A 16,314-nucleotide genomic window follows, 5' to 3' on the forward strand; every position below is an offset into this window, starting at 1 on the left:
GGGTCGAGAATCGGTCGGCCGAGGTGGTCTATCGATTCTTGGACAATGGAGACGTCGATGGTGTCGTTCGCGAATTGACCTACGCCCAGCTGGGCCGCCGCGCCAGGGCGATCGGCGCCGTCCTGCAGGACTCCGCGCCGCGCCGGGCGCTGTTGCTCTTCCCCGCCGGTCCCGAGTTCGCCGAGGCGTTCTTCGGGTGCTTGGCCGCGGGGGTTGTCGCCGTGCCGGCGCCGCTGCCCGAATGGGACAACCGCTCGCTGCGGCGATTGCGGCGGATGGTCGCCCATGCCGAGGTCGACGTGGTGCTGGCGCCGCGCCGGGTGGTCGCGGAGTCGGCGGCGCTGAGCGCGGAGATCCCCGAACTGGCGGGACTGCCCTGGCTGGCCACCGACGAGCTACCCGATGCCGCCGCGCTGCGCTGGCAGGAACCGGATCTGTCGTCGGACTCGGTGGCGTTCATCCAGTACACCTCCGGTTCGACCAGCGCCCCGCGCGGCGTCGTGCTGACCCACGGCAATCTCCTGCACAACCAGGAGGCGCTCGCCGCCGGTCTCGGGCACGATCGCGCACTGGCCGAATCCTGGGACGGCGCCCTGTTCGCGAGCTGGCTGCCGATGTATCACGATATGGGTCTGATCGCCCCGCTGTTGCACACGGTGTATCTCGGCGCGAATTCGGTGCTGATGTCGCCGTTGCATTTCCTGCAGCGGCCCGAACGCTGGCTGCAGGCAATTTCCACTTACGGCGCGCACACCAGCGGCGGACCGAATTTCGGCTATGAACTGTGTCTTCGCCGCGTCACCCCGGAACAGATCGATCAGCTCGATCTGAGCCGATGGCGGGTGGCGTTCAACGGGTCGGAACCGGTCAGGGCCGCGACGGTGCGGCGTTTCGCCGACACCTTCGCCCGCGCCGGCTTCCGCGCCGAGGCCCAGCAGCCGGTCTACGGGTTGGCCGAGGCGACATTGATCGTCACCGCACCGCCCACCACCGCGCCCCCGACGATCGTGCCGGGGATCTCCGCGCACGGCAGGGAGCTCGTCGGCGTCGGCCCGGCGGCGGCCGGGATGTCGCTCGCGATCGTCGATCCGGGGAGCGGCCTCGCCCGCGCCGATGGCGAGGAAGGCGAGATCTGGGTCGCCGGCGACAGCGTGGCGGCGGGGTACTTCCGCGACGAGCAGTCGAGCGCCGAGGTGTTCGGGGCGATGCTGCCCGGCGACGACCGTCGCTTCCTGCGCACCGGTGACCTCGGATTCGTCTCCAGTGGTGAGCTTTTCGTGACCGGTCGGCACAAGGACCTGGTCATCGTGGATGGTCGCAACCACTATCCGCAAGACATCGAGGCGACCGTCGAGGCGGCGCACGCCGAGGTGCGCGCGGGCTGTGTGGCGGCCTTCGCCGTCGAGGCCGGTGCCGACGGTGAACAGCCGGTTGTGGTGGCCGAGGTGCGTGGGTCCGATCCCGACGAGCTGGCCGCCGCCGAGGGGGCGATCCGGGCCGCGGTGTCGAGCGAGCACGGGCTCACCCTCGCCGCGGTGCTGTTGATCCGGCCGGGGACCGTGTTCAAGACCAGCAGTGGCAAGATCCAGCGTTCGGCGTGCCGGGCGGCGTATCTGTCCGGTGAGCTGCTGGCGTTGCTGGCGGGGCCGATGCGCTCGCCCGAGGACGAGTTCGAGGAGCCTGCGGCGGAGGTCGCGGTCGAGGAGCCCGCGGCGGAGTTGTCCGTGGAGGCCGTGCGATCGTGGCTGGTGCACGCGATCGCGCGGCAGGCGCTGCTCGATCCCGAACGGGTCGACATCCACCGTCCCCTGGTCGAATTCGGTTTGGGCTCGGCCGATCTGGTGGAGCTCGTGGTCGATCTGTCGGACTTCGTCGGCCGGTTCATCGACACGAATCTGTTCTTCGACCACCCGACGATCGCCGGGGTGGCCACGGTGCTGGCCGGGCCGGCCGAGAGCGACACCGCCGCACCTGAAGCCGTCGAACCCGAATCACGGGCGGACGCCGAGGACGACGATGCCGTCGCGATCATCGCCATGTCCTGTCGATTCCCCGGTGCCGCGGATTCCCCGGAAGCGCTGTGGCGTCTCCTGGACGGCGAGACCGACGGGTTGTCAGAGGTGCCGCCGGGCCGCTGGGACATCGACGGTCTCTACGACCCGGACGCGACCATGCCCGGCACGGCCTACACCTTCCGGGGCGGTTACGTCGACGGGATCGACCGCTTCGACGCCGCCTTCTTCGGCATCGGCCCCCGCGAAGCCGCGGTGATGGACCCCCAGCAACGGATGATGCTGCAGCTGGCCTGGGAGGCCATCGAGCGGTCCGGCCGCGACCCGCGCACCCTGCACGGGAGCGCGACCGGGGTGTACCTGGGCGTGTACAGCACCGGCTATCTGGCTGATCCTGCGCCCGACCAGCTGAACGGTCAAGTGGGAACCGGACTTTCGCCGAGCGTCGCGTCCGGTCGCATCTCCTACACCCTGGGTCTGCACGGACCCGCGGTCACCCTCGACACCGCGTGTTCGTCCTCGATCGTCGCGATGCACCTGGCCATGCAGGCGCTGCGCGCGGGGGAGTGCGAGCTGGCGCTGGCGGGCGGGGCGACCTTGCTGATGTCGCCGATCGCCCATATCGAGCTGTGCAAGCTGGGTGTGTTGTCACCGACGGGCCGGTGCGCGCCGTTCTCCGCGGATGCGGACGGGACGGTGTGGGCCGAGGGAGCCGGGTTGGTGCTGTTGAAGCGGCTCAGTGATGCGCGGCGTGACGGGGACCGGGTGCTCGCGGTCGTGCGCGGCTCGGCGGTGAACCAGGACGGCCGCAGTCAGGGACTGAGCGCTCCCAATGGCGCTGCCCAAGAGCAGGTGTTGCGCTCGGCGCTGCGGGCCTCGGGTCTGGCGCCGCACGAGATCGACTACGTGGAGGCGCACGGGACCGGGACGGCGCTCGGCGATCCGATCGAGGCGCGGGCGCTGGCGCGGGTCTTCGGGCCGGGGCGTGATCCGGCGCGGCCGCTGGGTGTCGGTTCGCTGAAATCTCATGTGGGGCATACGCAGGCGGCGGCGGGCGTGGCCAGTGTCATCAAACTGGTTCTCGCGCTGCAGCACGAGCGGATCCCGGCGACATTGAACGCGGCCCAACCCTCGCCGCATGTCGATTGGGCGCGCAGCGGGGTGGCGGTGCAGGCGCAGGCGGGGCCGTGGCAGCGGGGTGATCGGCCGCGCCGGGCCGGGGTGAGTGCCTTCGGGTTGAGTGGCACGAACGCGCACCTGATTCTCGAGGAAGCGCCGCCGACGCCGGTCGAGGAGGCCGATCCGCTCGCCGGTGGTGTGGCACTGCTGCCGATTTCGGCGCGTAGCGAGGCATCGGTGCACGGGCAGGCGCGGCGGCTGCTCGACCTGGTGGCGGCTGATCCGCGATCGGATCCGGGGCAGGTGTCGCGAGCACTTGCCTTGCAGCGCAGTCAGTTCGAGCGTCGGGCGGTAGTGGTTGCCGCTGATCGCGCCGGGATGGTCGGCGCGCTGGGTGATCTGGTGGCTGGGCGTTCGTCGGCGGATGTCGCGGTCGGTACCGGACCGGTGCTGACCAACGCCAAAACGGCTTTCGTCTTTCCCGGGCAGGGCATGCAGTGGGTCGGCATGGCGGGCGACCTGCTGTCCTCCAGCGCCGAGTTCCGGGCGGAATTCGAACTGTGTGACAAGGCATTCGGCGCGCACATCGGGTGGTCGCTGGTCGATCGGCTCACCACCATGGCACCCGCCGACCTGGTGGACTTCCCCGTCGTCCAGCCGCTGCTGTTCGCGACGATGGCCGCCCTGGCCGCCACCTGGCGCGCGGCCGGTGTCACCCCGGACGCGGTGCTCGGTCACAGCCAGGGTGAGATCGCCGCCGCCTACTGCGCCGGAGTTCTCGATCTGGATGATGCTGCCCGGATCGTCGTCACGCGCAGCCGCCTCATGCAGGCCATCGACGAACCGGCCGCGATGGCGATGATCGGCCTGCCCGAGGCCGAGGTCGCCACGCGACTGCTCGCCTTCGACGGTCGGGTGTCGATCGCGGCGGTCAATGTGCGCCGGTCGACGATCGTGGCCGGTGAGCAGGCCGCGGTGACCGAATTGCTGGCCGAGCTGGATCGCGCGGGGATCTACACGCGGCTCGGGGCGTCCGGTCCCGGACTGGCCGGGCATTGCGGATTGATCGAGGTCATTCGCGAGCCGCTGACCGATCAGCTGGCCGATCTCGGCGCGTCGGCGCCCACCATCGCCTGGTACTCGACGGTGACGGGTGAGCTGGTCACCGACGCGCCGGCCGGGCCCGAGTACTGGTATCGCAATGCGCGCGAGACCGTGCGGTTCGCGGCCACCGTCGAGCGGCTGATCGCCGACGGGTTCCGGTATTTCGTCGAACTCGGCATGCACCCGTCGCTGACAGCGGCGGTGAAGACGGTGTCGGAGGAGCTGGAGCGCGACGTGATCGCCGTCGGCTCGCTGGTTCGCGACGAGGACGGGCCGACCAGCCTGGCCAGGGCACAGGCCGCGCTGTATGTCGGCGGTCATGATCTGGACTGGTCCCGCCTGGCCCCGGAGCGCGGACGGATCGACCTGCCCACCTACGCTTTCGACGAGCGGAGCTTCTGGACCGAGGGGGCCAACCGCGACACCGGGTCGCTCGGACTCGACGACATCACCCATCCGGTGCTGGGAGCCGCTGTGCCGCAGCCGGATTCGGACGGTGTCACCCTGACGGGGCGGATCTCGCGGGCGAAGCAGCCGTGGGTGGTGGATCACGCGGGACCGCACGCGGTGCTGGTGCCCGGTGCGGCACTGGTCGAATGGGCCGTGCGGGCCGGTGACGAAGTGGACTGTCCGGTGGTGCGCGAGCTGGTGCTTCGTGCGCCGCTGCTCGTGCCCGAGCAGGGGTCTGTGCAGGTGCAAGTGGTCGTCGGCGGGGCCGATCAGGATCACCGTCGGACAGTACGGATCTTTGCTCGGTCCGAGACCGACCCCGATGCGCAGTGGACGCTGCACGCCGACGGGATTCTCGGTGAGGAGCTCGATCACTCACTGGCACAGCGTGACTCGTTCCGATCGCCGCCGCCGGCGGCCGGTCCCGGTCCCGCCGCCACCGTGGGGCGCAACCCTGCGGCCGCCATGGACGCACCCGACCACACAGCAGTCATCGGCGCGCCCCACCGCGCAGCGGGTACCGCGCTGTCCGGCGTGGGATGGAGCGTCGGGCCGCGCTCGGGCAGCCCGGACTTCGACCTGCCGCACGATGGAGCGCACCATCCCGGGGGAGCAGGTGATTCGGTGACTTCGGCCCCAGCTCGGTCGTGGCCGCCCACCGGCGCCACTCGCGTCGATGTCGACGACCTGTACCAGAGGCTGTTCGCCCGGGGTCACCACTACGGCCCCCTGTTCCGGGCGATGCGGACCGCCTGGCGACGCGACGACGAGATCTTCGTCGAGGTCGAACTCGCCGAATCCGCACACGGCGCGGCCGCCGACTTCGGCATCCACCCGGCCCTTCTCGACGCGGCCCTGCACGCGACCGCCCTGTTCGCCGCCGACGACGGCGGGCACGCCCTCCTGCCGTTCGTCTGGTCCGATGTCGCCCTGTGGGCCACCGGCGCCACCACGCTGCGCGTTCGACTGGCCCGTTCCGGCACCGACACCGTCACCATGTCCGCGACCGACCGCACCGGCCGACCCGTGGTATCGGTCGGCTCCTTGCTACTACGCCCGGTCGACCCCACCCAGTGGCAGTCGGCCACCCTCGCCCCCGCCCACCGCCGCCTGTTCCAGGTGAAGTGGACCCCGTTGCCGCTGTCCCCTGTACACGGCGTACGGAGTCTCGGCGACTGGCACGACACCGAACCCGGTGCGACGGATGCGGTGATCTTGACTGTTCCCGAGGGCAATTCGACTGTCGAAGTGCACGACACCGCCCAGTACGTCCTCGGCGCACTGCAGAGCTTCCTCGGCGACAACCGCTTCGAGACAGCAACGCTGATCGTGCGCACCCAGGCTGTGGTCCCCGTCGCAAGTTCCGGCCTGGCCGCCGTGCGCGGAGTCGTTGCCAGCCGCGATACGGCGGGTACACCAGGTGTGCGGGTGGTAGGCGGCGTGGTTGACGCAGGCACCGACTATGTCGGGGCGCGCGTGTCCAGTGGTGGGACCGGTCCTGATCCCGTGGGTGCGGTGGTGTGGGGGCTGGTCCGGTCGGCGCAGTCGGAGAACCCGGGCCGGATCGTGCTGGTGGACAGTGCGGATGCCGACGTCGACTTCGCGGCTGTTCTCGCGACAGGCGAGCAGCAGGTGGCGGTGCTGGAGGGCTTGGCCTTCGCGCCCAGGTTGGCTCGGCTGCCAGAAGGGCCGACGCCGGCGGGGCGGGTGTCGCTCGGGGACGGTGCCGTGTTGGTGACCGGGGCGCCGGGGCGGTTGGGTTCGGCGCTCGCCCGGCATCTGGCCGACGCCTACGGGGTGCGGGATCTGGTGTTGGTCAGCCGACGGGGGGTCGACGGTCCCGGGGGTGCGGAACTGCGGGACGATCTCGAGCAGCGGGGTGTTCGGGTGCGGTTCGCCGCGTGCGACATCACCGAGCGGCCGGCACTGGCCGAACTGCTGGACGGGTTGCCGCTGGCCGGTGTGATCCATGCCGCGTGCGTTCTCGATGACGCCACCATCGGCTCGCTCACCCCGGACCAGCTCACCGCTGTGCTACGCCCGAAAGTCGATGCGGCGCAGCACTTGCACGAGCTGACGGCGGACCGGGACCTGTCGATCTTCGTGCTCTTCTCCGCGGCGGGCGGTCTGTTCGGCACACCGGGTCAGGCGAACTACGCGGCCGCCAACGCCTATCTCGACGCCCTCGCGGTGCACCGCCGGTCACTCGGGCTGCCCGCGCAGTCGCTGGCCTGGGGTGCCTGGGACGTCGACATGCACGAGCACATGGCCGACGCCGACATCCGGCGCATCGCGCGCGCGGGCGTCCGGGCCTTCTCGGTGCCAGACGGCATGGCGTGCTTCGATGCCGCACTGGCACAGGGTGATCCACTGCTGGTTCCGCTGCTGCTCGACACCGAGGTGCTGCGACGCTCACCCGCGGTCCCGCCGCTGCTGCGCGGACTGGTGCGCCGGGCGCCGCGGCGGGCCGTGGCCGATCACGCGGCGGTCGATCCTGCGACGGGCTCGGCGTTCGCGCGCGAGCTTCGAGCACTCCCGCGGGCGGAGGCCATCACCGTGGTCACGGCCGCCGTCGCCGGGTGGACCGGGGAGGTGCTCGGGCATTCGGGCACAGCGACCGTCGCCGTCGAGGAGACCTTCCAGAGTCTCGGTCTCGACTCGCTGATGGCGGTCGAACTGCGCAACAAGGTGCGGGCGCACACCGGGATCGCGGTGCCGCTCGGCACGATCCTCGCCGAACAGAACCTCACCGACCTCGCCGCCTACCTGGTCGAGGAGGTCGTGCGGCAAGACTCCCGTTCGGCCGAAACTGCCGCTGTCGAGGTGCCCGAGGTCGAAGTGCTGCCGGTGACCAGGGACATGATGCGGCTGCTGCGGACCGAGCAGCTCGGCATCCCGAGCGCCGCGCAGACCGGCGGTGTGGCGGTGCGGCTGCGCACGCGGGTCACCCGGGCCGAACTCGAGCAGGCAGTGGCCCGATCGGCTCGCCGCCATGCGGCGATGCGCACCGCCGTCCGGGCCAGTGACGCGAACGGGCGCCAGCTCGAGATCTACCGCGAGGCCGCGCTGTCGATCGGCTGGCGGTCCCTCGACCATCTCGATGACGTTGTCGTCGAGGCACGGTTCCGCGACCTGATGGCCCCGGCTTTCGATGTGGCGACCGGTCCGCTGTGGCGCTTCGAACTGCTCGACGCCGAATCCACCGACCAGGTCCTGCTCGTCGGCGCGCACCACGCCATGAGTGATGTGCAGTCGATGCTGTTGGTCGCGGGTGAACTCGTCGCCGAACTGTCCGGAATCCGCCTCGATGACACGGTGACCAACCGCGACCTGCACCAACTGCTGGCTGCCCAACCGGCCAGGCGCGACGACAACGCGGTCGCCCGCTGGCGTGCCGCGTTCGCCGGTGCGCAGCGGCTCGAATTGACACTGGCCCGGTCACGCCCGGCCGAACGAGGCTACGGCGCCGGTGCGCTCGCGCTGGACATGCCGCCCGGTCTGCACGATCGGGTCGCCGATCGGGCGCGGGAGCTCGGCATCACCCCGGCCGCTGTCTTCCTCGGTGCGCTCACCGTAACGCTCGCGCGCAGGCAGCAGATCGATCGGTTCGCCGTGGCCGTTCCCGTGGACACCCGCATGCATGCCGATGCGACGGACGCCGTCGGGTATTTCGGTGTGCCCGTGCCTTTCCCGGCAGCGGTGGAAACCGGGGACCTCGTCGCCGACGTCCTGCGCCGCACCGGCGACCGCCTGCGCAATCTGCTCGCACCCGGCGCGGGCTTCGCCGAAGTGATCGCCGCGCTCGCCGGGGAGGGCCTCGCCCGCGACAACGCGCCGCTGGTGGAGGTGTACTTCAACTACCTGCGCGCCAATTCGGCCGTCGGCCGGGCCGAGATCGTCCCCGTGAGCACGGGGTACTCCGACCTCGACCTCATGATCGCGGTGCTGCCCGACACCGGGCAGGTCTGGTTCACCTACAACACCGACATCATCGACGCGCGGACCTGCACCGCCTTCGGGACCGACTACCTGGCGGTGGTCGAAGCGGCCGTCGCCGACCCCGGAGCGCCCGTCGGTGCCGAAGCGGTGGGACCGGAGGCTGTTTCGGGTGTTCGGGCGGCGGTGGCCGCCACGTTCGCGCTCGGCAGGCTGCCGGAGTTGCTGGTCGCCGCATCATCCGAGAACGCGCTGTCCGTCGCGGAGGCGCCGTACCACCACGTGCTGGCGTGCCTGCGCGATCCGTCGGGGGTGTTCGCGCAACCGTCGACCACGCTCGGCGTGCTGCTGATGCGGGCGGCGGATCTGGAACGGTTCGGTGAGGTCACCGACGAGGTCCTCGCCGAGCTCGCCGTCGAGTTCCCCACGGTGATCAAGGGAGTCGTCGAGCGTACGGGCCGGTCGATCATCGTCGGCATCGCACCGACGCGGCGATCCACGGAACGGCTGATCGAGTGGGAGCGGACTGTCGTCGAGAACCTTCGCGATGTTCCCGGTATCGCGGTGCTCGAGGCGGAGCAGTGGACGCGCCTGCACGCGGTGGCCGATCCCTACGACGAGCGGACCGAAGTCCTGGCGCACTTGCCGTTCACACCGGAATTCCAGGCGGCCATGGCGCTGACGCTGACGGCGACTGTCACCGCCGTTGTCGAGCCCGCGCCGAAGGTCATCGCGGTGGATGGCGACGACACCTTGTGGAGCGGCATCGCGGGCGAAATCGGTGTCACTGGAGTCGAATTCGACGCGCCACGTCGTCTGCTGGCGCGGCGACTGCGGCAATGGCGTGCGGCGGGGACCTTGTTGGTGCTGGTGAGCAACAACGACGAGGACATCGTTCGGGCGATTCTGGACCGGCCGGACAGCCCGCTGAGTCCCGCTGCCTTCGCCGCCATCTCCGCGAGCTGGGACGGCAAACCGGACCGTGTGGAGAACATCGCCCGCACCCTGGGTCTCGGTCTCGACACCTTCTGCTTCCTCGACGACAACCCCGTCGAGGTGGCGCGGATGCGTGCGCAACTGCCCGAGGTGCTGTGTGACCTGCCCGCCCGCCGAGGCGCTCGAATCGTTCCTCACCCGCCTGTGGCCACTGGTACCGCTCGCCGCGACCATCGAGGACCGCCTGCGCGCCGACTTCTATCGCCAGGAATCCGACCGCGACCATGCCCGTGCCGCACTGGAATTCGAGGAGTTCCTCGATCAACTGGCACTCGAGGTCGACATCGAGCCACTGACCGAGGACACCACGACCCGGGCACGACAACTCGTGCGCCGCACCACCCAGTTCACCCTCGGCACCGCCACCGCCGACGACCTCGACCGGTGGCGCGAGCACGGCGAGGTCTGGACGGCCACCGCCCGCGACCGCTTCGGCGACTACGGCCTGATCTCGGTACTCGCCCTGCGGAACGAGGGCGACGTTCTCCGGATCACCGGCTGGCAACTCAGCTGCCGAGCCCTCGCCCGCGGCGTCGAAGAACGACTCCTCCAATGGGTGGCCGACCGCGCCGACGCCCTCGGCTGCGCGACGGTCCACCTGTCGGTCGACCACACGCCCCGCAACGAACCGGCCCGCCGCCTGGCCGCCCGCCTGCACGGCAGCTCGACCAGTGAGGGGCCACAGACTGTGACGATCACACCGAACCGGCTGCGCGAATTCAGGTCCTGGCACACCACCGCGAACACCCAGGAGGTGACCGGGTGACCGACCCCGTTGAACCGACCACGGTCCGCAACCCGGCCATCGACCGGCGCGCCCGAGGCGAATCCCTCGAACGCGACACCGCGGGCATGGACATCGCGGCGCTGCTCTCCCGGGTCGGCGAGAACGAACCGGGAGTCTCACTGGCGGTGACATCCGGTGTGACATCCGGATCGATCGAAACGCGTGGCGGCGCGAAAGAACCGGCGGCAGCCCGGCCCGATGCCGCTCGCGCGGACAGCGGCGGCAAGGGGGCTGCCACGGACCTCGACGCCGTGGTCGACGCTGTCACCGCAGTGGCGAATCTGTTCAGCACCGAGTCCCTCGATGCCGACACCGACTTCTTCGACGCGGGTGGCAGCTCCATCGCCGCCGTCGAGTTCGTCGCGGCACTGGCGCGCGACCTGAACATCCACCTCGACCTGGACACCGTCTTCTTCGATGCGCGGCCACGCAGACTTGCTCGACGCTGGCTGGCCGACCATCCGGGGTATCTCGCGCCACGAACCGAAAGCAGCGGCTTCGACCACTCGGCGCCGAGACAAGCGACCGGCGGAGGGGTAGGCGGCGTGTCATCCGCAGGGCAACAGCCGCCCGCGGCGGTCGCAGCCGGGTTCGCCTCGACATCGCCACCGGCAACAAGGTCCGGTGCCACCCAGCCCGTAGCGGGTGCGGAGGCGAACGGTTCGGCACCGATGAGGACGGTTTCCCCAGACCCCGTCGCCGATACCGACGACCTCGCGCAACTCTTCGCCGACCTGGCCGGGGCCGACCGACTACCGATCGTCTCGGCGCCGGAGCGCGTTGCCCCAACTCGCATCCTGCTGACCGGGGCGACGGGGTTCCTCGGTAGCCATCTGCTGCTGGATTTGTTGCGGCACAGCGATGCTCACGTCATCTGCCTGGTGCGCGCTGACGACGATGCCGCCGCCACGCGACGGCTCGAGCAGGCTGTTCGTGGCTACGCGCTGCCCTGGTCGCGGGAGGTGTTGCGACGGGTGACGCCGCTGGCCGGTGATCTGCGTGAGCCGCGGCTCGGGATGACCGTGCAGCGGTGGGAGTCCCTTGCCGCCGAAGTGGATTCGATCGTCAACGCAGGTGCCGCGGTGGATTTCCTGCGAGGCTATCCCTCGCTGCGCCGGACCAATGTGCTCGGCCCGCTGACGCTCGCCGAGCTGGCGTGCACCACGCGATCCAAACCGCTGCACCACGTCTCCTCACTCGCGGTGTTCAACGGCTCTGATGCCACAGAGCTGGGTGAGCAGACACCGCCGGCGAATGTCGCGACGTTGCCGATCGGGTACGACCGCTCGAAGTGGGCCGCCGAAGCCGTCTTGCGCCGGGCAGCAGAACACGGCGTGGTGGTGACCGTTCTGCGGCCCGGTGGGATCGGCAGTCATCCGGAGACCGGTGCGCACAACCCCCGCGACCTCAATACCGGCATCACCGCCGCGCTCCTGAAATTCCGCACCGTGCCGGGATTCCGGCATCTCAATTCGGCACCGGTGGATTGGGTGAGCCGGGTCGCCACGCAGGTGATCACCACGCCCGCCGCGTGGGGGCACACCTACCACCTGACCGGGCCGCCGACCACACTCGACCGGATCGTCGCCGAAACCACGCTGGGCGGCATGGGGATCCGGGTGCAGCACTGGGAACAGTGGTGCGCCGATGTGGTGCGTGCGATCGAGGAAGGGCCGGTGCCGGAACTGGAATCACTGGCCCAGCTGCTGCAGAGCCCGGTCGCGCGCCGTCAACTGGCCGCCATGGTGAACACCCCACCCGCTTCGGCCATCCACACCGATGCCCTCGTCGCGGCCCATGGCCTGCCGAAACCCGGCACCGCCGGCCCCGCCCGCGCACGCATGCTCGAGGCCCTGGCCGTGATGGGTTCACCGGGCGAGCATCCCTACCTGCGGTTCAACGAAACACTGTCCGGCACCATCGGACCCCGCGGCTCAGCGGCCGAGAATCCCTGTGATCTGCGGCTGACCCTGTCCGTCGCGAGCAGCGCCCAGGTGTTCACCGCGCGCACCCTCGACGTGACCGGCGAACTCACCTGTGCCGCGCTGCACGACGAGCCACTCCTCGTCACCGGGACCGCGACCGTCCGTCCACACGAGGGCATTCCCCTGCGCGACGAACTGCGGCATCCGATCATGCATTACCAACTGAGCCTGCGTGATCGCAGCGGCGGCACCTGGTGGCTGACGGGCTACAAGTTCGCCGCCGCGCGCCGCCGCCTGATCCGTCAGCTCGGCACCCAGGTGATCGAGATCGGTCGTCCCGGCGAACCCGGCGCCTATACCGGTGAGGTCGCGGTGCCGACGCATACCTATCTGCCCGACCAGATCGACGGCATCGAAGTCGATCCCCGCCTGCCCGAACGCCAGCAGCGGCTGGCGAAACTGGTGTGGCTGAGCTGGTTCGGCGGACAACTGGGCAAGAGCCTGATGGAACCGGTATTGCGCGTCGGCATCGATCTGCTCGACCTGCGCCGTGCCCTGCGGAAGGACCGCCGATGACCATCACCGAACCCGAGCTGATCACCTTCCGCACCGCCGACGGCCTCGACCTGCGCCTGCGCCGCGTCGGTCCGGCCGACGGGCCCGCGGTGCTGCTGGTGCACGGGCAAGGCGTGTCCTCGGAGATGTTCTCGCTGACCGAGATTCGCAATGCGACCCAGGTGCTCGCCGACGCGGGGTACCAGTCATGGCTGCTCGACTGGCGCGGAAGCTGCCGCCTGCCCTACAACGAATCAGGCCCGCCCTACACCCTCGACGACGTCGCCCTCTACGACCTGCCCGCCGCCCTCACCGAGGTCAGGGCACGCATCGGTGACCGACCGCTGTTCGTGGTGGCGCACTGTATCGGCGCGCTGGCCGTGGCGCAGAGCCTCACCGCCGGCCTGCTGCCCGGCCTGGCCGGGGTGGTCGCCCAAGGCGTCTTCCTCACCCCGAAGGTCAGCACGTCGACGAGAATGCGGGTGCTGCTCGGCAGCGAACTGATCGGGTCACGGGTGAACCACCTCGAATCCGATTTCCGCAAGGTCGGACTGTGGTCGCGGCGCACCCTGCTCTACGCCGCGCTGTCGCGCAAGGGCGAGTGCCCCGACCCCACCTGCCGCATGGTCCACCACGGCTGGGGGATGGGCGCGGAACTGTTCGAACACGACCATCTCGACGCCCGCACCCACGACCGGCTGGCCGAACTGTTCGGCACGATCTCGCTCGCGCCACTGGCGCACCTGCGGCAGATGGAACTCGCCCACGCCGTCGTGCGCTGGAACATCGACGACGACCGCTATCGGGCACTTCCGGCGAACGCGCTCGACCACGCCGACCGGATCGACTGCCCGGTACTGCTGCTGTCGGGCACTCGCAATGCCGCCTGGCTCGACTCGAACAAGCTCTGCCACGAGGTGCTGGCCGCGCGCAATCCGGAACTGGACGTCCGCTACGTCGAGATCCCCTCCTACGGCCACCTCGACACCTTCATCGGCCGTGGCGCCGCACTGGACGTGTTCGGCCATCTCGTCGACTTCCTCGACGAGCACTCAGCGGGGCAGGCGTAATGGCAGACCGGCGGCGAGATAGATGTCATCGATGACGCGCATCGTGTCGACGGCATCGGCGGGCGTGGTCGCGACCGGCTCGCCGCGCAGCACCGCCCCGGCGAAGGCGTCGAGTTGGTAGTCGTAGGAGGTGCGACGGCCGAACCGGCGCACCCGTCTGCCGCGCTCGGACCGCACGATCAGCAGATGACCCAGATGCGGCACCACCGGATTGACCAGCCGCATCCGGCCCCGTTCGCCGACCACGGTGGCGCCGATGCGCAGCACGTCCGACGACCACATCGAGCACCGGATCCGGCCGGTGTGCCCGGCCGGGAAGCGCAGCTCGGCGGTCATCGCGCGGTCGATCCGCGGATCGCGCAGTTTCGCCTGCGCCGCGACCACCTCCGGGGTGTCCCCGCCGAGCACGCGCGCCATGTGCACGGCGTAGCAGCCCGCGTCCATGAGCGCGCCGCCCGCGAGGTCGAAGTCGTAGCGGATGTCGGAGAACCGGGGCAGCGGAAACGACAGTGCCGCTTCGACACTGAGCAATCCGCCCAGTTCGCCCGAGGCGATGACCTGCTCGGCGGCGGCCATCAGCGGGTGATAGCGATAGTGGAACGCCTCCATCACCACCCGATCGGAGACCTCGGCCAACGCGGCGATCTCGCGGGCTTCCTCGGCGTTGGCGGTGAACGGCTTCTCGCACAGCACATGCTTGCCCGCCGCGACGGCGGCGCGGGTCCAGCGACCGTGCAGTCCGTTGGGCAGCGGAATGTAGACGGCGTCGAGATCGGGCGCCTCGACCAGTTCCGCGTAGCTGCCGTACACCTGTCCGATGCGGTGCTTGTCGGCGAAGCGCCGCGCCCGCTCGCGGTCACGGGCCGCAACCGCGCCGACCACGACCTCCGGATGCCGGGCGGCGGGCCCGATCACCGAGGCGGGCGCGATGCGGGCGGCGCCCAGGATGCCGAGGCGCAATTCGTCGGTCACCAGCCGACCGTAACACCGACGTCCGACCGAGGCGGCGGCCACGAATCCGACCATCGCACGAATACACCCGATCACGAACGGAAGTCGAGAATATGCGCATCGCGTTGTTGACGGCGGGAACCCGAGGCGATCACCAGCCGTATCTCGCGCTGGCCGACGAATTCGCCACGCGCGGGCACCAGGTCGCGATCACCGCCACCGAGAACTACGCGGAGGTGGTGCGGCGGTCGGGTTTCGAGCCGCACGTCATTCCGTTCAACTCGGCCGAACTGCTGGAATCGCCCGCGGCCAAACGGGCGCTGTCCTCGGGCAAGACCTTGCCGTTCGTCCGGATCATGCTGGACACGGTCAAGATCATGGCGGGGGAGCGCGGGGAGCGGATGCACGAGGTGCTCACCGAGGCGGTCGATTCGGCCGATGTGATCGTCTCGTGCGCCTCGACCCTGCCGTGGGCGATGGAGCGGGGCGGCAAGACCGGTCAGCAGGTGATCGGCGTCCTGCCCTATCCGCTCGAGCGGACCGGGGAGTTCCCGTCGTCGTTCATGGTCAAGAAGATGTTCTCCTCGCGGCGGCTGCGGCTGGCCAGCTACTCGGGGTTCGAGTTCGCCTATGGCGTCGCCTATCGCCGCGTCGACCGGCGGGTACGCGAACTCATGGACCTGCCCGGTCGGCCCCGCAACCCGTTCCGGCGCATCCGCCAGGACGGAATTCCGCTGGTGCACATGGTGAGTCCGGTGCTTCTGCCCAAGCCGGCGGACTGGCCGGACCGCTCGACCGTCGTCGGGGCGCCGATCCTGCCGCCGCGCCTGCGCGGGGCCTGGGGTGAGGCCGAGGTCGACCCGACCCTCACCGCATGGCTCGACGAAGGCGAGGCACCTGTCTACTTCTGCCTGACCGGCATGCCGATCCTCGATCCCGTCGGTGCCTGCGACCTGATCGCGGCGGTCTGCCGCAGGCTGGGCGCACGCGCCCTGGTCGCGGTGAAGGGCGAGGGATATCCACGTGGAATCGGCTACGACCGCAGCCTTTTCGTCCTCGATTCCTTCGACTACGACCGGGTTCTGCCGCGCTGCCGTGCCGTCGTGCACCACGGCGGCAGCGGCAACACCCATGATGTGTTGCGCGCCGGTCTGCCCGCGGTGGTGATCGGCGTGCACAGCGATCAGTTCTTCTACGGCTGGCGGATCGCCGCATTGGGCATCGGCGCCGACTTCCCCTACCCGGCGCTGACCGAGGAACGATTGCATGACGCGCTCGTCCGCACGCTCACGCCCGAGGCGCGCGACCGGGCCGCTGAACTCGGGCGCGCGGTGTCGGCCGAGAACGGGGTGCGCGCCGCGGCCGATGCGGTGGAGCGACTGGCCGCCACGGCCTCGGCCTGAGCGCGG

At 70.1% G+C, this 16,314-nt stretch carries 5 protein-coding genes and 1 pseudogene; 5 read left to right on the top strand and 1 reads right to left on the bottom strand.

Features of this window, described 5'->3' with window-relative positions; all coding sequences use genetic code 11:
- Positions 1-23: 23 nt before the first annotated feature.
- The 4 genes and pseudogenes from BOX37_RS14785 to BOX37_RS14795 form a co-directional block, all read left to right on the top strand.
- Positions 24-9,680 (top strand): annotated as a pseudogene (locus tag BOX37_RS14785) (HAD-IIIC family phosphatase); the annotation flags it as partial.
- Between the two features lie 34 nt (positions 9,681-9,714).
- Positions 9,715-10,383, top strand: coding sequence for a hypothetical protein (locus BOX37_RS36150; RefSeq protein WP_420811625.1), 669 nt, complete (start codon positions 9,715-9,717; stop codon positions 10,381-10,383).
- On the top strand, positions 10,380-12,905 hold the full coding sequence (locus BOX37_RS14790; protein WP_071928155.1) for a thioester reductase domain-containing protein: 2,526 nt from the start codon (positions 10,380-10,382) through the stop codon (positions 12,903-12,905). The genes BOX37_RS36150 and BOX37_RS14790 overlap by 4 nt, the downstream gene beginning before the upstream one ends.
- Positions 12,902-13,954, top strand: coding sequence for an alpha/beta hydrolase (locus tag BOX37_RS14795; RefSeq protein ID WP_071928156.1), 1,053 nt, complete (start codon positions 12,902-12,904; stop codon positions 13,952-13,954). Before BOX37_RS14790 ends, BOX37_RS14795 begins: the two co-directional genes overlap by 4 nt.
- Here BOX37_RS14795 and BOX37_RS14800 read toward each other — a convergent pair.
- On the bottom strand, positions 13,937-14,926 hold the full coding sequence (locus BOX37_RS14800) for a Gfo/Idh/MocA family protein (RefSeq protein ID WP_071931512.1): 990 nt from the start codon (positions 14,924-14,926) through the stop codon (positions 13,937-13,939). The two genes, BOX37_RS14795 and BOX37_RS14800, sit on opposite strands and share 18 nt — an antisense overlap.
- A 92-nt stretch (positions 14,927-15,018) precedes the next feature.
- Between BOX37_RS14800 and BOX37_RS14805 the strand changes: the two genes are divergently transcribed.
- Entirely contained in the window at positions 15,019-16,308 is a 1,290-nt protein-coding gene (locus BOX37_RS14805; RefSeq protein WP_071928157.1) for a glycosyltransferase, read from the top strand.
- Positions 16,309-16,314 lie beyond the last annotated feature (6 nt).

It is taken from the genome of Nocardia mangyaensis, assembly GCF_001886715.1.
In the GTDB taxonomy this organism is placed as follows: domain Bacteria; phylum Actinomycetota; class Actinomycetes; order Mycobacteriales; family Mycobacteriaceae; genus Nocardia; species Nocardia mangyaensis.

Coding starts and splice junctions, on each gene's coding strand:
- BOX37_RS14795 (WP_071928156.1), top strand. CDS start 12,902: ATGACCATCACCGAACCCGAGCTGATCACCTTCCGCACCGCCGACGGC.
- BOX37_RS14805 (WP_071928157.1), top strand. CDS start 15,019: ATGCGCATCGCGTTGTTGACGGCGGGAACCCGAGGCGATCACCAGCCG.